Source organism: Variovorax sp. YR566, assembly GCF_051992195.1.
GTDB lineage: Bacteria > Pseudomonadota > Gammaproteobacteria > Burkholderiales > Burkholderiaceae_C > Variovorax.
Window position 1 is genome coordinate 649,933 of the sequence record NZ_CP197092.1, and the last position, 20,594, is coordinate 670,526.

Below are 20,594 nucleotides of genomic sequence, written 5' to 3' on the forward strand. Positions count from 1 at the left end.
ACGGGGCGCGGTTGTTCGGGGTGCGTGCACAGGACACCGGGTACTCCCCTGCGCGAATGTCCCCCGGCCTTCGGCCTCCTTCTTTATTTCGCTGCGGGGAGCACCCGATGCCCTGTGCACAGTGGGCGCCGTCGGCGTGATCGCGCCTCGAACAAATCTCTGTCGCCGTCATTGAGCGCCTCCCGACGAAGTGGCGTAGCGCATGATGTCGCCCGAGTTGATGGAGTCGCCCTCCAAGGTGGCCACGATGGCCCCGCCCGAGAACACGGCAACACGGTCGCACATGCCAACAATCTCGGGCAGCTCGCTCGAAATCATCACGATCGATTTGCCCTGCTGCGTGAGCTCGCGCATCAGGCTGTAGATCTCGGCCTTGGCACCTATGTCGATGCCGCGCGTGGGCTCGTCGAAGATCAGCACTTCGCAGTCGTGGCCGAGCCAGCGCGCGATCACCACCTTCTGCTGGTTGCCGCCTGACAGCGTGGCCACGCGCGTCTCGATGTTCGGCGCCTTCACGCCGACGCGGCGCGAGAGTTCACCGGCCGCCTGCTTCTCCGACGCCTGGCTCACCAGCCCCGCGCTGCGGTGCCTGCCGAGGTTGTTCAGCGAGATGTTGAAGCGGATCGTGAAGTCGGTGATCAGCCCTTCGACCTTGCGGCTTTCGGGCAGCAGGCCGATGCCGTTTTCCAGCGCTCGCGTCGGGTCGTCCAGGCGCACGGGCTTGCCGTTGCGCAGCACTGTCTTGCGGTGCACGCGGTCGGCGCCCATCATGCCCAGCGCCAACTCGGTGCGGCCCGAACCGACCAGCCCCGCAAAGCCGAGGATCTCACCTTCATGCAGATCGAAGGCGTTGATGGGGCCGCCCTTCGCTAGCTGGATGTGCGGCACTTCGAGCACCTTGCGCCCGCGCGGCGCGGGCACCGGCTTCGGCGGAAAGTTGTGTTCGATGCGGCGGCCCACCATCATTTCGACCAGCGCATCCACACCGGTCGCGCCCACCTCGGCATGCCCCGCATTGGCACCATCGCGCAGCACGCTGATGCGGTCGCATACCTCGAAAATTTCGTCGAGGTGATGCGAGATGAAGATCATCGCCACGCCCTTGGCGCGCAGCTCCCGCATGATCTTGAACAGGTGGCCGGCCTCGTTCGGTGTGAGCGTGGCGGTCGGCTCATCGAGCACCAGCAGGCGCGCCTTCAGCGACAGCGCCTTGCCGATTTCCACGAACTGCTGCTGCGCCACCGAGAGCCGGCAGATCGGCACGCCGAGGTCGATCTGCACGCCCAGTTCGTCGAACAGCGCCTGCGCAGAGCGCTTCATCGCCGCCTTGTCCATCAGCCCGAAACGGTTCTTCAGGTAGCGACCGAGAAAGATGTTCTCCACCGCGTTCAGGTACGGGATGAGGCTGAACTCCTGGAAGATGATGCCGATGCCCGCTGCGATGGCATCGTTGTAGCCCGCGAACTTTCGCTCGCGGCCTTCGATGAAGATGCGCCCCTCGTCGGCCTGGTAGATGCCGCCGAGAATCTTCATCAGCGTCGACTTGCCCGCGCCGTTCTCGCCGAGCAGCGCATGCACTTCGCCCTTGCGGATCGAGAGGTCGATGCCCGCGAGCGCCTTCACGCCCGGAAAGCTCTTCGAGACGCCTTCGAGCCTCAGCATTTCGGCGGTGTCGTTCATGGCCGTGCGCTGCTTCAGGCGTCGGTTACCAGGTGAAGGTCTTCGCGCCTTCGGCGTCGATCAGCTTCACGTCGACCGGCACCGCGGCGGGCACGTTGGCACCCCACTTCTTGGCCAGCGCGATGCCGATGGCCAGGCGGATCTGGTCGCGCGGGTACTGCGCGGTGGTGGCGATGAACTTCGAGCCGGGCTTCTGCATGGCCTTGATGGCCTCGGGTGCGCCGTCCACGCTGGTGAGCTTCACGTCCTTGCCGCTGGCTTCGATGGCCGCGAGCGCGCCCATCGAGCCGCCGTCGTTCACGCTGAAAACGCCCTTCAGGTCCTTGTTGGCCTGCAGGATGTTCTCGGTCACGGTGAGCGCGGTGGCGCGCTCCTGCTTGCCGTTCTGCGTGCTCACCACCTTGATGCCCGGGTACTTGGCGAGTGCTTCGCGGCAGCCCTTCACGCGCTCCAGAATCGGCACCACGGGAATGCCGTCGAGGATGGCCACGTCGCCTTTCTCGCCGATGCTCTTTGCCAGGTATTCGCAGGCAAGGCGTCCGGCGTCGGTGTTCTTCGAGCCGACGAAGGAATCGACCGGGCCCTGCGCGTTGGCGTCCACCGCCACCACCACGAGGCCCGCCTTCTTGGCCGAGCGCACGGCCGACTGCACGCCGGTGGAGTCGGTCGGGTTCAGCAGCAGGATGTCGACCTTCTTCTGGATCATGTCTTCCACGTCGCCGATCTGCTTGGCCACGTCGTGCCGCGCGTCCGTGGTGACCACGGTCGCGCCGATGCTGGCAGCGGCCTCTTCGAGTGCCTGCTTCATCGTCACGAAGTAGGGGTTGTTGAGCTCCTGGAAGGTCATGCCGATGCGCAGCGGCTGCTTCGGGGCCTGCGCCTGCGCGGCGGATGCGCCGCAGACCAGTGCGGCAGTAAGGGCGGTGGCTTTGAGGATGCTCTTCATGGTGGCTGTCTCCTTGGGTTTGTGACTGTCGAAAAACGCGGACAAAGGCTCGCCCCACGCGGTGCCCGAAGGGCCGCGTCGGTGACGACACGGGGAACCCGGAAGCCCGGCTACGGCGGGTTGACGGCACGCGAGGCCGCGGCCTGCATGCGATGGAAATTGCGGAACTTGGTCGGCGGCATGCGCTTGTGCAGCAGGAACTGCCGGTTGAAGTTCGACACGTTGTTGAAGCCCACGTCCATGCAGACGTCGAGCACCGGCTTCTCGCTGTTGGTGAGAAGCTCGCAGGCGCGGCTGATGCGCAGCCGGTTCACGTAGCGCACGAACGATTGGCCCGTGTGCTTGCGGAAGGATCGCGAAAACGCGCTCGGGCTCTGGCCTACCAGCTCGGCCAGCATCGGCTCGCGCAGGTCGTCGCCGAGGTTGGCCGCGATGTGCGCCAGCACGTTGTTGATTGCGTGCGACATGAAAGCCTTGGGGTCGGGCTTGAACGCGGGGCTGGCCAGGCGCTGGCGGTCGTTGCCGTCGGCCAGCAGTTCGAGCAGCGACAGCAGCAGGATCACGCGGCGCAGGCCGCGCGCCTGCAGCAGCGATTCCATGATCGGCTTGGCCGCGGCGGCGGTCTCCACCGAGAACAGCAGGCCCGAGCCCGATTCGGCCAGCAGCGGCGTGATGCGCTCGAACTCGGGAAAGGTGCCGGCCATGTTCTGCATCAGCCCGGCCGGGAACTGGATCACGATGCCGCGCCGCTCGACGCTCTGGCCTGCGGGCACGTCGCTGATCCAGTTGTGCGGCAGGTCGGGGCCCATCAGCACGAGGTTGCCCGGCTCGAAATGGCCGACGTGGTCGCCCACGAAATACACGCCCTGGGTCTCGACGATCAGCTGGATCTCGTACTCGGGATGGAAGTGCCAGCGCACCGTGCGGTACGGGTAGCCGTGCGCCCAGCAGGTGAACGATTCGTCACCGCGGACTTCAACGATTTCCAGGTCGGGTTGCATGGGGCGGACTGTACGAACCGCTCCCGATGCCAACAACCAGAGATGGCGCCCGGAATCGATACTTTTTTGACTTCCGGGGAGGCCCGAATGGCCGATGCCGCACCATGCATTGCGCCGCAGCAAACTCCTTTCTCCTCGGGGAGAGGAGGGGGCGAGGGCGGTATTTGCTGCGCTGCGGAAAGCGCCGGATTCGCGGAGTCAAGAATTCATAGGTGTTTTCCCGCCCCGGCAGGCCCGGGCACACTCTGGCGTCATGACGACAACAAGCTCCTCCCCTCCGGCGGCGGGCCCGCTGGCCGGCCTCAAGGTCATCGAGCTCGGGCAGCTCATCGCTGGGCCTTTCGCCGCGCGCACGCTGGGTGACTTCGGCGCCGAGGTCATCAAGATCGAGCCGCCCGGCGCGGGCGATCCGCTGCGCACCTGGCGGCTGCTGAAGGACGGCACCTCCGTCTGGTGGCAGGTGCAGTCGCGCAACAAGCGCTCGCTGGCGCTGGACCTGCGCGAGCCCGAGGCGCAGGCCGTGGTGCGCAAGCTCGCGGCCGAGGCCGACGTGCTGATCGAGAACTTCCGACCCGGTGCGATGGAAGGCTGGGGCCTCGGCCCCGACGAGCTGCTGGCCGCCAACCCTGCGCTCGTGATGCTGCGCATCAGCGGCTACGGCCAGACCGGCCCGTACCGCGACCGCCCCGGCTTCGGCGTGGTGGCCGAGGCCATGGGCGGGCTGCGCCATCTCACGGGCGAGCCGGGCCGCGTGCCGGTGCGCGTGGGCGTGTCGATCGGCGACACGCTGGCCTCGCTGCACGGCGTGATCGGCGTGCTGATGGCGATGCAGCACCGGCATGCGACCGTGAGTGCCGAATACCCGAAGGGCCGCGGGCAGGTGATCGACGTGGCGCTCTACGAGGCCGTCTTCAACTGCATGGAAAGCCTGCTGCCCGAGTACGGCGAATTCGGCGCGGTGCGCGAGGCGGCCGGCAGCGCGCTGCCGGGCATTGCGCCGACCAATGCGTACCGTTGCGCGGACGGCGGCTACGCGATCGTCGCGGGCAACGGCGACAGCATCTTTCGCCGGCTCATGGCGTGCATCGGCCGGCCCGACCTCGCGGCCGATCCTTCATTGGCCGGCAACACCGGCCGCGTGGCGCAGGTCGAGATGCTCGACGCCGCCATCGGCGACTGGACCGCGCAGCACACCGTCGACGAGGTGCTGGCCGCGCTCGACGCGGCGCATGTGCCGGGCGGGCGCATCTACACGATCGCCGACATCGCGGCCGACCCGCACTACGCCGCGCGCGGCATGCTGCAGCAGGTGCAGATGGCCGACGGCACTGCGCTCGCGGTGCCTGGCTTCGTGCCCAAGATGTCGCTCACGCCGGCCAGCCACCGGCACAACGCGCCGGCGCTGGGCGCGGACACCGATGCGGTGCTGAGGGAAATCGGCCTGAGCGCGGAGCAGATCGCCGCGCTGCACGAGCGCGGAATAGTGGGCTAGCCGATACGGGCCATTCATGGGCCTGAAATGGCCTCCGTGCGATAAACCGGGCAACAAGGAGAGTCCATGGCAGCAGCGAACAGGCGACAGGAAGCCCCGAAGCGAAACAGCAGTACCCCTGCGCGTGAAACCGAACGCGTCTACGGGACCGCGAAATGGGACTTGTCGAAATCGGACTGCGAGAAGGTGGAGCATCTGCTGCAGCAACTGCGTCTGCGCCGCGTGGCTGTGGAGCCCAAGTTCTCCGACGACGTCATCGTGTGGCCCTCCAGGAGCGCCGTGGCTGGCGGCGCAGAGATGGCGGCACTGAGCGCAATCAATCTCGGCAACGCGGCAGAGGCGCTCGGTCAAAGAGTGGAAGGTCGCGGCATTCCCCGGATGAAGCTCATCAAGCAGCTCGACGACGTGTCCGTGATGCAGGCCAACTCGTCCGCCCTGCTGGCGATGCGCCGCAACACGCCAGGGCTGCGGGTTGCACCTGCCGCATGGGCCTACCTCCAGTACATCCGGCCGCTGGGTGATGAGATGGATTCCAGCGCGATCCAGGTCGCGCCGGGGGCCAAGGTCAAGAGCTTCGAGCTGCATCTTGCGGACCCGCAGGGCAAGCCCGTGCCGGGCGTCCGGGTCAAGGCGCTCGTCGATTGGGACGGCGCGCACGTGCCCGCGGTGACCGACAGCAAGGGAATCGCGAGCCTGGGAATTCCGGTGCTCTACCCGCGGGTGGAAATGATCCTGGTCGAGCCGGAACACACGCACTGGTCGGTCTTCATCAAGGGATTCGACCGGGTCGCGGCACCGAAGCGATTGAACGTGCAGGCCACGCCGCTGGTGCCCGACAGCTTCCAGCTGCTGGCGAACTACGCGCCATACGACCCTCAGGCCGGAGCGGGCGTGACGGTCGGCGTGATCGACAGCGGCGTCGGGCCGCATGCGGACATCGCCGTGGCGGGCGGCGGCTGCTTCGTCACTGGCGAGAATGCCGCGGATTTTCTCGACAACGGCATCGGGCACGGGACCCACGTCGCCGGCATCATCGCGGGCAAGAAGGCGGCCGCCACCGGCATCTATGGCCTGGCGCCGGCCTGCCGCCTGCTGGCCTACCGGGTCTGCCCGAAGACCGGCGAGCGTGGACGCGCGAAATCGACCGACATTGCCAGCGCGCTCGAACGCGCCATCAGTGACGGCTGCAACATCGTGAACATCAGCATGGGCAGCCTGGAGCCGATGCCGGAGATGCCGGACATCCTCCAGAAGGCGCGCGATGCCGGCGTTGTGGTGTTCGCGGCCACCGGCAACGACGGCCAGCCCCTGCTGCGCTACCCGGCCCGGTACAGCCACACACTGGCCGTCGGTGCGCTGGGGCGCGACGGGACATTTCCGGCCGATTGCCCCGAGAGCTTTCAGGAGAGCGAGATCCGCCGCAAGAAAGAGTTTGTCGCCGAGTTCTCGAACTATGGGCTTTCGACCGATTTCATCGGCCCCGGCGTGGCGGTGCTGTCGACGTTTCCGGGCGAAAAGTACGCAATGATGTCCGGCACCTCGATGGCCACGCCGTACTCCTCGGGCATGGCGGCCCGTCTGTTGTCAGGGAATTCGAAGCTGCTTAACATGCCTGACGGTCCTGAAAAGGCCGACGCCATCGTCAAGATGCTGTCTCAGACAGCGCAAAAGGTGGGTTGGCCAGCCGAATATGAAGGTTTTGGAGTTCTGAAGTGACAAGCGTCGTGTTGACCTACACAGGCAGCCCCGGCAAGAAATTGTCGGCGCAAGCACGGCTGCGCCGCAGCGTGCCGGGCGCGGTGCTCACGCCAAAGACGAGCACCCTGGTGGAAGCCCAGCTCGACGAGGAGCAACTGGCGGCGCTCGAACAGAACCCGGAATGGGCCGTGTCCCAGCCTAGCTTTGCGGAAATCCGCAAACCTGTCTTCAATCTGAAAAACGCACGCGCCAAGCTCGCGAAATAGCCGCAAGGCGCCCACGGCCGCTGGTGGTCATGGAGTTTTTTGGATAGGGAGCTTCATGTCCGATACAGACATTCAGGTCGTGAGCAATTCATGGGCCGGAATCCAGCGCGTCGCCGCAACGCCGAAGCCACCTGAGTTCTTCAGGGGCCGTGAAGGCTACGCACCAGAGTTCTTCGGGGACGCCAACCGAGTGGAACTGCCGTGGATGGGCGACGCCATCTCCATGGACGACATCGCAAAGCTCGAAGACGGCTCCTTCGAGCTCAAGTACCAGCACTTCAGCACGGTGCAATGCATTTCCCGGCGCGTGCCGCTTTACTCGGCGTGCAACATCGACGGGTCGAAGTCGAAGAACGTTCCGCGTCACGACACCTGGAACTACGACGGCCGCATCAAGAAGGAATACCAGATGCTGCGGGAGGCCTACGGCCCCGAGCAGGACAAGAAATTTTCCCGCGGCCACATGACGCGCAGGCAGGACCCGAACTGGGGCTCGCTGGTAGCGGCGCAACGGGCCAACATCGACACCTTCTTTGCCACCAACGCCTGCCCGCAATGGCAGCCTTTCAACGATGGGCTGTGGGGCGATCTAGAGGACTACATCCTCGGCAACGCCCAGGGCGACGACAAGCGCATCAGCGTCTTCACGGGCCCGATCCTCCGGTCGGACGACCCGGAGAGATTCGGCATACAGATTCCGCGGGACTTCTGGAAGGTGGTGGCCTTCATCAGCGAGGCGACGGGCGAGCTGAGCGCCATCGCCTATCTGATGAGCCAGGCCACCTATCTCGATTCAGGAGTGGCGCGCGACCTCGAGGACTTCGAAACCTCGCAGCGTCCGCTCGCGTTCATCGAAGCAGAGACCGGGCTCAAGTTCGAAAGCCTCGAAGGGCGTGACGTGCTCGATGGCGTTGACATCGCGTTCGTCCAGCCCATCCGGCGCTACGCCGATACGAAGCTTCCGGCCTGACTGGCGCGAAGGCGCGGTCGATCAGCCGCGCAGGGATTCGATCAGGTCGATGTATTTCTGCTTGGCCTCGTCGGCGCTCGCACCCTTCTGGGCGGTCCACGCGTCCCACTTGGCGCGCGCGACGATGTCGCTGAAGCTGGGCTTCTTGGCGGTGTTGTCGCCCTCGGTGGCTTGCTTGAAGAGGCCGTAGATCTTCAGCAGCGTCGGGTTGTCGGGGCGCTCGGCGAGCAGCTTGGAGTTGGCCTGGGCGGCTTCGAATTGGGCGTTGAGATCAGACATGGCGGTCGAATTGAAGAAAAGCGGAAACCGTGCATCTTAAATTGCGCGGTACCCGGTGGTACCAGATTCAGTCCTTCAGCCCCGCCCGCGCCAGCTCCACATCGAGCCGCTCCCGCGCATCGGCCGGCTTCAGCCCTGCAGCTCTTTCATATAGCCGCGTTGCCTCGCCCGTGCGCGATTCGCCGTGCAGCATCAGCTGCGCGCGGGCGTATTCCATCATTCCGGCGGCTGAATGGGGGTGCAGTTCGAGGCCGCGTTCGAACAGCTCGAGCGAGGTCTCGGCACGCACGCCGTAGGTCATGCGCCCGACCAGCGCACCGACCTTGTCGATCACCTCGGCGTGGAACGAAGCCAGCGCGAGGTGCGCGTCCGCGTGCCGCGGCTGCAGCTCGATCACGCGCTCCAGCGCTCCCTTGAGCTTGCTGCCCAGTCCCTGCGCCAGCGCACGCGCCACGCTGATGCCCTGGCTGTAGCGGCCCAGTGCGTAGGACTGCCAGTAGAGCGCCTGGCAGTTCTCGGGCTCGGCAGCGGCCTGCGCGCTCGCGCGCTCGATCACCTGGCGGAACATCGCGAGCCGCACGGCCTCGCGCGGTTCGACGTAGTTGGCGTAGATCGCTGTCGCCTGGTTGGCCAGCGCCAGCCCTTCGGCTCCCTGCAGCAGGCCGATGGCGGCGGCGCGTTCGAATTCGCCGCTGTGGTACAGCGCCCAGCCTTCGGCGAGCGCAGAGCTTTCGGGCGGCAGCGGCAGCTCGTGGCCGGCATGCAGGCGCGGCCAGTGGAGCAGCACGCTGCGGGCATCGAAACGGGGCACGTCGGCCCAGGGCAGGGGCGTCCAGGGGGCCGCGTCGGCGGTGGCAAGCGGGCTGGCAGACATCAGCGAGAGCGGTTTGAAATCGGGGTGGGGCATGGTTGCTAGACCGCCATATCGACCGGGGAAGCCGCGGCGCCGGCGCTGCTGCCGGCACCGCTGTTGCTGGAATCTTCGCCGTTGTAAGCATTGCTGAGTGTCAGCAGATGCCGCCGTTGTTCCCGCCCGAGGTAGGGCGCGAGCAGGTGCAGGGTGTGGTGGCCGCCGCGCATCAGCGCGCCCTGCGCATGCGCGGGCTCCAGCGCCTCGCGCGGGTTGCGCACGTATTCATAGCTGAGCCAGTAGGTCAGCACCACGACCATGCTCTGCGCGAGCGTGTCGACCTCGTGCGCGTCGATCTCGAGGTGGCCGGCGCGGCTCAGGCCGGCAATCAGCTGGCGGATGGCGCGTGCCTTGTTTTTCAGCACCAGCTGGAACTGGGTTTCCAGCCGCCGGTTCTTGCTGAGCAGGTCGTTGAGGTCGCGGTAGAGAAAGCGGTAGCGCCAGATCAGCTCGAACAGGCTGTGCATGAAGAACCACGCGTCTTCCACGTCGTGCACGCCTTCGCTCGCGTGCAGCAGTTCGTTGAGCTCGGTCTCGTAGGCTTCGTAGAGCTTGTTGATCAGCTCTTCCTTGGCCGGGTAGTGGTAGTACAGGTTGCCCGGACTGATGTTGAGTTCGCCCGCCACCAGGGTGGTCGAGACGTTCGGCTCCCCGAAGCGGTTGAACAGATCCAATGCGGCTTCGAGGATGCGTTGCGCCGTGCGGCGTGGCGCCTTCTTTGCCATGTCGGTGCCCCCGGTTGTCTCGTGGTCTCTTGGGGGCACTCTAGCGCATGTGCACCGCACCATGAACGGTGCGGGACATGTTTTGCGGCGCTGATTTTTTGTGCAGTGCCGCAATACCGACCGGTCGGCAGACGGCGCGGGCTGGCTCAGCCGGCTTTGCTGCGGCGCAAGGTTTTCTTGGCGGCCGGCGCGGCCGTCTTGCGGGCCGCGGTCTTGCGGGGAGCGGCAGTGGCGCCCTGCGATTTCTTCAGCTGTGCTTCGAGCGCCTCGACGCGCGCCTGCAGCGCAGCCATGTCGGCGGCGCTGGGGATGCCGAGCTTTTCGAGGGCGCGCGCCACACGCTCTTCAAAGATGTTCTCCAGCTTGCCCCACTGGCCCGCGGCCTTGGTGCCGAACTCGCTGGCGAAGCCGGCCATGCGTTGCTGGGCCTGGGACAGGGTTTCCTCGGCGGCCTGCTGGGTCTTCTTCTGCATGCCGGCGCCGTCCTTGACCAGCGCCTCGAAGGCCTTGCTGCCTTCCTGCTGCATCTTGGCGAAGGCGCCGAGCCCTGCGAGCCAGATCTGCTGGGCGGAATCCTTGATGCGGTCTGCGGCCTTGCCGTTGCTGTCGTCGTCCTGGGTAGCCATGCGAATGTTCCTTTGCAAACAATCGGCCGACTCTAGCCGTTCGACGTGCTTCCCATTAGAGCTTCGCGTCTATGAGGCCAAGCCTCCCCGGGAAGGCTCAGGGCGTTGCGCCCGCCGCGCGGCTCGCGTCGAGATGCGCCTTCGCGCGCTCGGCCAGGGCCATTTCACCGGGAGTGCCGGGCACATAGGCTTCGACCGGCAGCGGCCGCCCGTGCGAGTCGACCGAGACGAACACGATCAGGCATTCGGTGGTCTTTTCCATCGAGCCGCCCTTCATGTCGCCGCTGCGCACCTCTACCGAGATGTTCATGCTGGTGTTGCCGGTGTAGGCCAGGCGGGCCTCCACCTCGACGAGGTCGCCGATCATGATCGGCCGGTGAAAGCGGATGCTGCCGATGAAGGCGGTGACGCAATACCGCTTGGCCCAGCTGGTCGCGCAGGCGTAGCCGGCCTCGTCGATCCACTTCATGACCGTGCCGCCGTGGACCTTGCCACCGAAGTTGACGGTGCTGGGTTCGGCGAGAAAACGCAGGGTGATCGAAGACATGGGGCCGCCTTTTCGGATATGGCTATGGGGTGGGGAGCCGCGATTATGCGAGCGGGCGCACGCTTGCGGATGCCGCCCGTCGTCCGGGCATGCACGCTCAGTCAGTCGGCGGCTAGCTGCCGCTGAACAGCTGGGCCAGGCTGCGCCGCAGCCAGGCATTGCCCGGGTCGGCATGAAAGCGCTCGTGCCAGTGCTGCTTCACCGCATAGGCCGGCAGTGTGAAGGGCGGCTCCAGCAGCTTCACCGGCTCCTGCGTAGCCAGCACCTTGCCGAGGATGCGCGGCACCACCACGATCAGCTCGGTGTGCGCCACGATGCGCGCCACGCTCAGGAAGCTCGACAGCCGCACCACCACGTCGCGCTTCAGGCCCAGCCGCGCGATGGTCGTGTCGACGATGGCGTGCCCGGTGCCCGAGGTCGACACCACCGCATGCGCCTCCGCCTCGAAGCGCTTGCGCGTGAGCTTCGCGCCGATGCGCGGATGGTTCTGCGCCGCCAGGCAGACGAAGTTCTGCATGAACAGCGTCTGCTGGTAGAAGCCCGCGTCCAGCTGCGGCATGAAGCCCACGGCCAGGTCGACCTCGCCGTCCTGCAGGCGGCGCCCGCTGATGGTCGAGATGATCTCGGTCTCGATGTGCACCCCCGGCGCCGCGCGCCGCAGGTGGTCGAGCAGGCCGGGCAGCAGCACCACCTCGCTGATGTCGGTCATGCAGATGCGAAAGCGCCGCTGCGCCTGCGCGGGCTCGAAGCTGCTGCGGTTGCCCTGGGCCTGCGCCAGCTGCGCCAGCGCCTCGCGCAGGTTCGGATAGATGCGCTCGGCATGCGGCGTGGGCTGCATGCCCTGGGCGGTGCGGGTGAACAGGCGGTCGTCGAAGTGCACGCGCAGCTTGTTCAGCGCAGTGCTGGCCGCGGCCTGCGCCATGCCCAGCCGCTCGGCCGCCTTCGAGACGTTGCCGGTCTTGTAGACCTCGTCGAACACGGCGAGCCATTCGAGATCGAGCTTGGACATCGGGGGCTCCTGCGTACGGTGAAAGGCACCATTATCGAAATTTCGAATTCCGTGTATTGGCTACCGGTCTTGAGGAAATAGTGGTGCGGCTCAACAATGCCGCCACGGAGACACCCACGCCATGAAACCCGCGCCTTCCAATGCGGCAGAACGCCGCGACTACTACGCCAGCATCCGCCCGCTGAACCTCACGCCGCTGTGGGAATCGCTGCACGCGCTGGTGCCGCGCGAACCGCAGACGCCCTGCGTGCCCGCGCTGTGGCGCTACGACGAGATCCGTCCGCTGCTGATGGAGTCGGCCGGGCTCATCACCGCCGAAGAGGCCGTGCGCCGCGTGCTGGTGCTCGAGAACCCGGCGCTGCCCGGCAACTCGTCGATCACCCAGTCGCTCTACGCGGGCCTGCAGCTCATCATGCCGGGCGAGGTGGCGCCTTCGCATCGCCACGTGCAGTCGGCGCTGCGCTTCATCGTCGACGGCAAGGGTGCCTACACCACGGTGGGCGGCGAACGCACCACCATGCACCCCGGCGACTTCATCATCACGCCCTCGTGGGCCTGGCACGACCATGGCAACGAAGGCATCGGCGGCACCGTGGAGCCCGTGGTGTGGCTCGACGGGCTCGACATTCCGATGCTGCGCTTCTTCGACGCCGGCTTCGCCGAGAACGACGACGCCAAGGTGCAGCACGTGTCGCGCCCCGAAGGCAACAGCCTCGCGCGCTTCGGCCACAACATGGTGCCGGTGCGGCACGACCACACATCGGCCACCTCGCCGATCTTCAACTACCCCTACGCACGCAGCCGCGAGGCGCTGGCGCAACTGCAGACGCAGGAAGCACCCGACGCATGGCTGGGCCACAAGCTGCGCTACATCAACCCGCTGACGGGCGGCTCGCCGATGCCGACCATCTCGACCAACCTGCAACTGCTGCCAAAGGGCTTCGCGGGCAAGACGCACCGCGCGACCGATGGCGCGGTGTACAGCGTGGTCGAAGGCCACGGCACGGCCGAGATCGCCGGCCAGCGCTTCGAGTTCGGTCCACGCGACACCTTCGTGGTGCCTTCGTGGGCGCCGCTTCGGCTGTCGTCGCCGGGCGAAGACACCGTGCTCTTCAGCTTTTCCGACCGCCCGGTGCAGCAGGCCATGGGCATCCTGCGCGAAGCCTTTCTCGAAGACGCCTGAAGCCCGGGCGAGCCTTCTTTTCTTTTTTTGTTCGACCGTGTGCCGCCACGCGCGGCAGGAGCCTTCATGTCCTTCGTCTTCACGCCTCCTTCCATCGTCGGCCTGCCCATCGTGGGCTCCGACCAGCAGTTCCCCGTGCGCCGCGTCTACTGCGTCGGCCGCAACTACGCGGCCCATGCGCGCGAGATGGGTTTCGACCCCGACCGCGAACCGCCTTTCTTCTTCTGCAAGCCGAACGACGACGCTTCCGTGGTGCCGGTGTTCGACGGCAAAGGCGCGTCCATTCCCTACCCGCCGCTCACGAGCAACTACCACTACGAAGCCGAGCTGGTGGTCGCCATCGGCAAGGGCGGCAAGGACATTCCGGTCGACCAGGCCGCAAGCCACATCCACAGCTACGCCGTGGGCCTGGACATGACCCGCCGCGACCTGCAGATGAAGATGCGCGAGCAGGGCCGCCCGTGGGAAATCGGCAAGGCCTTCGACTTCTCCGCGCCCATCGCGCCGCTGCGCACGCTGGCCGACGTGGGCGAGATCAACGCTGGCGCCATCGTGCTCGAAGTCGACGGCCAGGTGCGCCAGAGCAGCGACATCACGCACCTGATCTGGTCGGTGAGCGAAGTCATCGCCAATCTGTCGACGCTGTTCACGCTGCAGCCCGGCGACCTGATCTTCACCGGCACGCCCGAAGGCGTGGGCGCGGTGAAGCCCGGCCAGACGATCAAGGTGAGCATCGACCGCCTGCCGTCGCTGACCGTGCACATCGACTGATTTCCTTCACCGCACAGGCCCGCCATGACCCCATCGAAGAACCCTCCCACCGTGCTGCTGGTCGGCGGCGGCATCGGCGGCATGGCCGCGGCGCTGGCGCTCGCGCGCCTGGGCGTTTCCATCGACCTGCTCGAACAGAGCGCCACCATCGGTGAGATCGGCGCCGGCCTGCAGCTAGGGCCCAATGCCTTCGCCGCGCTCGACGCTCTGGGCGTGGGCGAGGCGGTGCGCCGGGGCTCGGTGTTCACCGACAGGCTGGTGATGATGGACGCGGTCGATTGCGGCGAAGTGGCCTCGGTGCCGGTCGGCGAAGCCTTCCGCGCGCGCTTCAGGAATCCCTATGCGGTGAGTCACCGTGCCGACCTGCATGGCGCAATCCACGAGGCCGTGAAGCAGCATCCACTGATCCGCTTCCACACCTCGGCGCAGGTCGAGGCTATCGACATGGGCGGTCAGGGCGTCACTGCCGTCACGAGCGATGGCCGGCAGTTCAAGGCCGACGCCATCGTCGGCTGCGACGGCGTGAAGTCGGTGGTGCGCAGCAAGCTCATCGGCGATGCGCCGCGCGTGTCGGGCCACGTGGTCTACCGCGCCGTGGTGCCTGCGGCCGACATGCCGGCCGACTTGCGCTGGAACGCGCCCGTGGTCTGGGCCGGCCCCAACTGCCATCTGGTGCACTACCCGCTGCGCCATGGCGAGCAATACAACCTGGTCGTCACGTTCCACAGCCGCGAGCAGGAGGAGTGGGGCGTGACCGATGGCAGCAAGGAAGAAGTGCTCTCGTACTTCGAGGGCGTGCACGCGCGTCCGCGCCAGCTGCTCGACCGTCCGACCTCGTGGCGCCGCTGGAGCACGGCCGATCGCGATCCGGTGGAGCGCTGGAGCGAGGGCCCGGCCACGCTGCTGGGCGATGCGGCGCATCCCATGATGCAGTACCTCGCGCAGGGCGCGTGCATGGCGCTCGAAGACGCGGTGACGCTCGGCGAGGCGGTGAAGGCCTGCGGCTTCGACATGACCGCCGCGTTCAAGCTCTATGAAGCTGCACGCATCGCCCGCACGGCGCGCGTGGTGCTGTCGGTGCGCGAGATGGGGCGGCTGTATCACGCCAAGGGCGTGGAGCGCCTCGTGCGCAACAGCCTGTGGGTCGGCCGCTCGCCCGAGCGCTTCTACGATGCGGTCGAATGGCTGTACGCCTGGCGGCCCGAGCATTGCCTGGACGATGCGCCCGAGGCGTTGCGGCCATCTGCCGAAGCGGCCGCCATGGCCGCCGCGCTTTCGCTGCACTGACACCCGTTGCTTCCAACATTCATAACCATCGAGGCCCCAGGCCCAGGAGACAAGACATGAACTTTTCGCGCGCACTTCTGGCAGGCGTCCTCGCCCTGACGGCGGCGACAGGCGCCATGGCGCAAGCCGGCGACTTCCCCAACAAGCCCGTGACCCTCGTCACCCCCTTCGCGGCCGGCAGCGGCCCCGACGCGGTGCTGCGCCTGGTCTCCGACAAGCTCTCGCGCCTGTGGGGCCAGCGCGTGCTGATCGACAACAAGCCCGGTGGCGGCGGCTTCATCGCCATCGACCAGGCCCGCCGCGCCGCGCCCGACGGCTACACGCTGCTGCAGCTCGACAGCGAGCACATCGCCGCGCTGCCGCACCTGTACAAGTCGCGCAACTTCGTGACGCTGCAGCACTTTGACCCGGTGGCGTCGCTCTTTCGCACGCCCTTCTTCGTGGCCGTGGGCACCGACTCGAAGTGGAAGAGCATGAGCGACCTGATCACCGCCGCCAAGGCCAACCCCGACGGCATCGTCTACGGCTCGTGGGGCGTGGGCAGCCCGGGCCACCTGGGCGCGCAGCAGCTCGAGGCGCTCACCGGCATCCGCATGCGCCACGCGCCGTACCGCGAGGTGTCGCAGCTGTTCTCCAACGTGGGGGCGGGCGAGGTGCCTTGGAGCTTCGCGAGCATTCCGTCGAGCCAGGGCATCTACAAGGCGGGCAAGCTGCGCTACCTGGCCATCGCGGCGCCCAAGCGCATTCCGCAGATGCCCGACGTGCCGACCATGGCCGAGGCCGGCGGCCCGGCTTCGCTGGAGGTGAATTCGTTCGTGTCGCTGCTCGCGCCCAAGGGTGTGCCGGCAGCCATCAAGGCGAAGATCAATGCCGACGTGGCCAAGGTCATCGCCGACCCCGAGATCCGCGCCCGCTTCGACACCTTCGCCTTCGAGCCGCTGGCCTGGTCGCCAGAGGAAATCGAGCGCAATGCCGAGGCCAAGTCGAAGGTGTACGGCGAGCTGGTGCGCAGGGGCAACATCAGCCTCGAATAGCGGGGGGCGTGGCTTGCCCGGTGTCTTGCTCGACAGTTAAGCTGGCCCTCTTTAGTTTTTGACAACTTTTTCACACTTCTTTTCATGCAAGCCACCAAGAGAGCTCTCCTGATTGCCTGCGGTCTGGCGGCCGCCGCCACCGCGCTGCCGCTGAGCGCCAATGCAGAGAATGCCGCCTGGCCGACCAAGCCGATCCGCCTGCTCGTGGGCTTCCCGGGCGGCTCCACGCCCGACATCGCGGCGCGCACCATCGCCGAGCCGCTGTCGAAGGCGCTGGGCCAGCCGATCGTGGTCGACAACAAGGCCGGCGCCTCGGGCAACATCGCGGCCGACCAGGTGGCCAAGGCCACCGACGACCACACGCTGGGCATCGTCATCAACGGCAACCTCACGTCGTCGAAGATGCTGTACGCCAGGCTGCCGTACGACCCGGTGAAAGACTTCACCTACCTGTCGCTGATCGCGACCGCGCCGCTGGTGCTGGTGGCGCAGAACAACCTGCCCTCCGGCACCGCCTTCTTCGACGAGGGCCGCAAGGCCGGCGACAAGTGGAACTACGGCTCGGTGGGCATCGGCTCGGTCGGGCACCTGGGCATGGAACTGCTCAAGACCCGCGTGCCCGGCTTCAAGCCCGAGCACGTGCCCTACCAGGGCAACCCGCAGGTCATCACCGCGATGCTGGGCGACCAGGTGCAGATGGGCCTGATCCCGCCGGGCGTGGCCATGCCGCAGATCAGGGCCGGCAAGCTCAAGGCCATCGGCCTCACGGGCGGCCGCAGCGCGCTGGTGCCCGAGATCCCGCCGCTGTCGGAAGCCGGCGTGAAAGACTTCAATCTCGAAGTGTGGGTGGCGCTGCTCGGCCCGGCCAACCTGTCGAAGGCGGCGCAGGCGCGCATCAGCCGCGAACTCGAAGTGGTCATGAAGAACCCGGACGTGCGCCGCAAGCTCTTCGAGCAGGGCTGGCAGGCCGTGGGCACCTCGCCGGACGGCATGCGCACGCGCGTCAACGAAGAGGCGGCGATCATGAGCAAGATCATCTCGGCCCGCGGAATCAAGCTCCAGTGATGACTACGTCTTCCACAACATTGCATGAACCGGCGCGCGAGCTGCCGGTCTTCGGTGAATACGACGTGGTGGTGGTCGGCGGCGGCCCCGCCGGCATCGCTGCCGCCGTGAGCGCTGCACGCCACGGTGCCAACACGCTGCTGGTGGAGCGCTACGGCTTTCTCGGCGGCATGGGCACTGCCGGCGGCGTTACCAACTTCGCGGGCCTGTACGGCAAGCGCAAGGGCGAGATGACGCAGCTGGTGCACGGCGTGGTCGACGAGCTGATCGACCGCATCGCCGGCCTCAACGGCATGAACCAGCCGCAGAACGGCATGGGCGGGCGCATCTGCGTGCGCTCGTACGACACCTCGGCCTACAAGCTGGCCGCTGACCAGTTGCTCGACGCCGCGGGCGTGAAGCTGCTGTTCCATGCGTACGCGGCCGCGGTGATCCGCGAGGGCAGCCGCATCGCGGCGCTGGTGGTCGAGACCAAGTCGGGCCGCCAGGCCATTCGCGCCAACGCCTTCATCGACGCCAGCGGCGACGCCGATGTGGCCGCCTTCGCGGGCGTGCCCTTCGAGGTGGGCGACGGACACGGCAGCGGGCTGTTCCCGACCACCATGTTCCGCATCGGCCAGGTCGACGCGCCGGCCGCGCTGGAGGCGGTGGGCGAGTTCAAGGCCATCAACGACTACATGGCGCGCACCGAACAGCAGAAGCCGGGCGTCTACAAGTTTCCGCGCGAAGGCGCCATCCTGCGGCCCAACAAGGACCCGCGCGAATGGCGCGCCAACGTCACGCAGATCCGCAACGCCCAGGGCCGCGCGATGAACGGTGTCGATGCGCGCGAGCTCACCGAGGGCGAGCTCGAAGGCCGCCGCCAGATCAGCGAGTACTTCAAGTTCCTGAAGGCCGAGGTGCCGGGCTTCGCGCAGTCGTCCATCGTGGAGATCGCGCCGCAAGTCGGCATCCGCGAGACGCGGCGCATCCAGGGGCTCTACGCGCTCGGGCGCGAAGACATCCTGGGCTCGGCGAAGTTCGACGACAACATCGGCCTGAATGCCTGGCCGATGGAAATGCACGCAGACGGCCGCATCGAATGGGCCTTTCCGCGCGACGAAGCCAACGCCTACAACCACCTGCCGTGGCGCATGCTGGTGCCGCAGACGCTCGACAACCTGCTGGTGGCCGGCCGCTGCGCATCGATGACGCACGAGGGCCAGTCGGCCGCGCGTGCGAGCGGCGGCTGTTTCGTCATGGGGCAGGCCGCGGGCACGGCTGCAGCGTCGCTGGGCAGCACGGCCTTCGCGAAGGTCGATGTGCCGGCTCTGCAGAAAAAGCTGGCCGCCGACGGCGCCGACCTCGACCGCTGAGAGCGGCGGCGCGCTAGAGTCCGGGGCAAGATGAACTCGACCCCCGGACGAAACGTGAACCTTCTTTCGTTGTCGATCACCGCGCGCCGCGGCTTCCTGGCTCTTTCATGCGCCGCGCTCGGCCTGATGCAGTGGGGCTGCGCCAGCACGCCCGAGGGCGAGCCCGTTCATGGCAAGGACGCGATGGTGAGCTTTCTCGCGAGCAAGGACGGCCGCAAGCTCGTCATTGCCGGCGAGAAGTACCACTACGTGTTCGACGGCGACCCGGGCGTGGCCACCATCCTGCGGTGGGAAGGGCGCACCAAGATCTCGCCCGCCCTGGTCGGCGAGTTGAAGGTGGCGCGCAACCAGAGCCTCGAAGGCCAGTACGTGCTGATGGCCTTCGACACCGACCTGACACCCGACGACCAGGCCTTCCTGATCCAGACCGGCTTCGCGAAGACCGAAGTGAAATACGGCGACCGCACCGGGCCGGCGCTGCGCTACTTCGGCAGCGTGAAGGGCCGCCGCTACGAGGCCGGCGTGCTGAAGCAGGACGAGGCGGTCGACTTCTCCCGGACGCAGTACCTCAAGTACGTGGAGCAGGAAACGGCCAGCGGCCCCGCCGACAAGGCCGCGCCGACGCCGCTGGCCCGCGCCGCCGACGGCTCGCTGGTGCTGGGCGGGGCGCTGTTGTCGGTGGTGCAGGGCGGCACTGACTACAGCTGCCGGGCCCGCTTCATGGACATCTGCTTCTTCAGATAGCAGCCGCTGACCGGCCCGCGACAGCCCGCGGGCGCGGCCTTTGCTATGGTCCAGGGTTGCTTTCTGCCCTGTTTTGACAGCCTTCCCCCGATGACCACCGATTCCGCCACCGCCGCCCACCTCGTCAACGAACTCGTCGCGCTCATGCAGCTCGAGCCACTGGGCGGCGACCGCTTCCTGGCCCAGAGCGAGGACATCGGCACGCCCGCCGTGTTCGGCGGCCAGGTGCTGGGCCAGTCGCTGATGGCCGCGAGCCTCACGGTGGGCGCCGAGCGCCCGGTGCATTCGATGCACGCCTACTTCCTGCTGCCGGGCGAACACGCGCCCATCGAATACAGCGTCGACCGCGTGCGCGACGGCCGCAGCTTCACCACCCGCCACGTGGTGGCGCGCCAGCAGGAGCGCATCATTTTTGAAATGTCGGCCTCGTTCCAGACCGTGGACGAAGGCGTCGAGCACCAGTTCGACATGCCCGAAGTGGCCGGCCCCGAAGGCCTCGTCAGCGAACTCGACCAGCGCATCGCCCTCGGCGACCGCCTGCCCGAGCCCTGGCGCTCCAAGGCGATCCAGCCGCACGGCATCGAATACCGCCGCGTCGACCCTGAAGACCTGATGGCGCCGCTGCCGCGCCCGGCGGCGTCGCAAAGCGCCATCTGGATGCGCGCCATCGCGCCGCTGCCCGACGATCCGATGGTGCACCGCGCGCTGCTGGCCTATGCCTCCGACCACGGCCTGCTTCGCGCCGCGATGCTGCCCCACGGCCTGAGCTTCATGAGCGGCCAGGTGCGCCCCGCGAGCCTCGACCACGCGATGTGGTTCCACCGCGATTTCCGCATGGACGACTGGCTGCTGTACGTGCTCGATTCGCCCAGCGCGGGCGGCGCGCGCGGCCTGTGCCGCGGCAGCCTCTATGCGCGCGACGGCCGGCTCGTGGCTTCGGCCGCGCAGGAGGGCATGCTGCGCATCAGGAAGCCGGCGTAGTCACAACAGCGCAAGCCCGAAGCAC

At 67.2% G+C, this 20,594-nt stretch carries 21 protein-coding genes; 12 read left to right on the forward strand and 9 right to left on the reverse strand.

Annotated elements, in window-relative coordinates; genetic code table 11:
• Positions 1-168: 168 nt before the first annotated feature.
• The 3 genes from ACTG4X_RS03100 to ACTG4X_RS03110 form a co-directional block, all read right to left on the reverse strand.
• The gene (locus ACTG4X_RS03100; RefSeq protein WP_440533192.1) at positions 169-1,680 is read right to left on the reverse strand and encodes a sugar ABC transporter ATP-binding protein; all 1,512 of its coding nucleotides are present in this window, start codon (positions 1,678-1,680) and stop codon (positions 169-171) included.
• Between the two features lie 25 nt (positions 1,681-1,705).
• Entirely contained in the window at positions 1,706-2,626 is a 921-nt protein-coding gene (locus ACTG4X_RS03105) for an ABC transporter substrate-binding protein (RefSeq protein ID WP_097200549.1), read from the reverse strand.
• 110 nt (positions 2,627-2,736) lie between these two features.
• A complete protein-coding gene (locus tag ACTG4X_RS03110; RefSeq protein ID WP_440533193.1) occupies positions 2,737-3,627 on the reverse strand; it encodes a helix-turn-helix domain-containing protein in 891 nt (296 codons plus the stop codon).
• Positions 3,628-3,880: 253 nt separating this feature from the next.
• Here ACTG4X_RS03110 and ACTG4X_RS03115 point away from each other — a divergent pair, with 253 nt between their 5' ends.
• The 4 genes from ACTG4X_RS03115 to ACTG4X_RS03130 all read left to right on the forward strand — a co-directional run bounded on the left by ACTG4X_RS03115 (position 3,881) and on the right by ACTG4X_RS03130 (position 8,053).
• Positions 3,881-5,119, forward strand: a complete 1,239-nt coding sequence (locus ACTG4X_RS03115; RefSeq protein ID WP_093053729.1) for a CaiB/BaiF CoA transferase family protein — start codon at positions 3,881-3,883, stop codon at positions 5,117-5,119.
• Positions 5,120-5,416: 297 nt separating this feature from the next.
• Positions 5,417-6,835 carry a S8 family peptidase gene (locus tag ACTG4X_RS03120; RefSeq protein WP_440533194.1) on the forward strand — a complete coding sequence of 473 codons (1,419 nt, stop codon included), beginning with the start codon at positions 5,417-5,419 and terminating at the stop codon, positions 6,833-6,835.
• Between the two features lie 8 nt (positions 6,836-6,843).
• Complete coding sequence (locus ACTG4X_RS03125; RefSeq protein WP_143042575.1) at positions 6,844-7,083, forward strand: hypothetical protein; 240 nt, start codon at positions 6,844-6,846, stop codon at positions 7,081-7,083.
• A gap of 55 nt (positions 7,084-7,138) precedes the next feature.
• On the forward strand, positions 7,139-8,053 hold the full coding sequence (locus tag ACTG4X_RS03130; protein ID WP_440533195.1) for a DNA/RNA non-specific endonuclease: 915 nt from the start codon (positions 7,139-7,141) through the stop codon (positions 8,051-8,053).
• A gap of 21 nt (positions 8,054-8,074) precedes the next feature.
• Here ACTG4X_RS03130 and ACTG4X_RS03135 read toward each other — a convergent pair whose 3' ends face one another.
• The 6 genes from ACTG4X_RS03135 to ACTG4X_RS03160 form a co-directional block, all read right to left on the reverse strand.
• Positions 8,075-8,332, reverse strand: coding sequence for an acyl-CoA-binding protein (locus tag ACTG4X_RS03135; protein WP_007835415.1), 258 nt, complete (start codon positions 8,330-8,332; stop codon positions 8,075-8,077).
• Between the two features lie 67 nt (positions 8,333-8,399).
• Positions 8,400-9,239 carry a hypothetical protein gene (locus tag ACTG4X_RS03140; protein WP_097200543.1) on the reverse strand — a complete coding sequence of 280 codons (840 nt, stop codon included), beginning with the start codon at positions 9,237-9,239 and terminating at the stop codon, positions 8,400-8,402.
• A 5-nt stretch (positions 9,240-9,244) separates the two neighbouring features.
• A complete protein-coding gene (locus ACTG4X_RS03145) occupies positions 9,245-9,967 on the reverse strand; it encodes a TetR/AcrR family transcriptional regulator (RefSeq protein ID WP_093053744.1) in 723 nt (240 codons plus the stop codon).
• A gap of 146 nt (positions 9,968-10,113) precedes the next feature.
• Positions 10,114-10,593: a phasin family protein gene (locus ACTG4X_RS03150; RefSeq protein ID WP_093175397.1), complete on the reverse strand. Its 480-nt coding sequence runs from the start codon at positions 10,591-10,593 to the stop codon at positions 10,114-10,116.
• Between the two features lie 97 nt (positions 10,594-10,690).
• On the reverse strand, positions 10,691-11,140 hold the full coding sequence (locus ACTG4X_RS03155; RefSeq protein WP_093053749.1) for an acyl-CoA thioesterase: 450 nt from the start codon (positions 11,138-11,140) through the stop codon (positions 10,691-10,693).
• A gap of 112 nt (positions 11,141-11,252) precedes the next feature.
• Positions 11,253-12,149, reverse strand: a complete 897-nt coding sequence (locus ACTG4X_RS03160) for a LysR family transcriptional regulator (RefSeq protein ID WP_440533196.1) — start codon at positions 12,147-12,149, stop codon at positions 11,253-11,255.
• 121 nt (positions 12,150-12,270) lie between these two features.
• Here ACTG4X_RS03160 and gtdA point away from each other — a divergent pair, with 121 nt between their 5' ends.
• From gtdA to ACTG4X_RS03200, 8 genes are all read left to right on the forward strand, one after another.
• Entirely contained in the window at positions 12,271-13,332 is a 1,062-nt protein-coding gene (gene gtdA / locus ACTG4X_RS03165) for a gentisate 1,2-dioxygenase (protein WP_440533197.1), read from the forward strand.
• Positions 13,333-13,398: 66 nt separating this feature from the next.
• Entirely contained in the window at positions 13,399-14,103 is a 705-nt protein-coding gene (locus tag ACTG4X_RS03170; RefSeq protein WP_097200540.1) for a fumarylacetoacetate hydrolase family protein, read from the forward strand.
• Positions 14,104-14,127: 24 nt separating this feature from the next.
• Complete coding sequence (locus ACTG4X_RS03175) at positions 14,128-15,390, forward strand: 3-hydroxybenzoate 6-monooxygenase (protein WP_093053760.1); 1,263 nt, start codon at positions 14,128-14,130, stop codon at positions 15,388-15,390.
• Positions 15,391-15,446: 56 nt separating this feature from the next.
• Complete coding sequence (locus ACTG4X_RS03180) at positions 15,447-16,424, forward strand: Bug family tripartite tricarboxylate transporter substrate binding protein (protein WP_097200539.1); 978 nt, start codon at positions 15,447-15,449, stop codon at positions 16,422-16,424.
• Positions 16,425-16,508: 84 nt separating this feature from the next.
• On the forward strand, positions 16,509-17,489 hold the full coding sequence (locus tag ACTG4X_RS03185) for a Bug family tripartite tricarboxylate transporter substrate binding protein (protein ID WP_097200538.1): 981 nt from the start codon (positions 16,509-16,511) through the stop codon (positions 17,487-17,489).
• Positions 17,489-18,844, forward strand: a complete 1,356-nt coding sequence (locus ACTG4X_RS03190; RefSeq protein ID WP_440533198.1) for an FAD-dependent oxidoreductase — start codon at positions 17,489-17,491, stop codon at positions 18,842-18,844. Before ACTG4X_RS03185 ends, ACTG4X_RS03190 begins: the two co-directional genes overlap by 1 nt.
• 54 nt (positions 18,845-18,898) lie before the next feature.
• On the forward strand, positions 18,899-19,588 hold the full coding sequence (locus ACTG4X_RS03195) for a hypothetical protein (protein WP_440533199.1): 690 nt from the start codon (positions 18,899-18,901) through the stop codon (positions 19,586-19,588).
• A gap of 90 nt (positions 19,589-19,678) precedes the next feature.
• The gene (locus tag ACTG4X_RS03200; protein ID WP_093175377.1) at positions 19,679-20,569 is read left to right on the forward strand and encodes an acyl-CoA thioesterase; all 891 of its coding nucleotides are present in this window, start codon (positions 19,679-19,681) and stop codon (positions 20,567-20,569) included.
• The last annotated feature ends 25 nt before the right edge of the window (positions 20,570-20,594 follow it).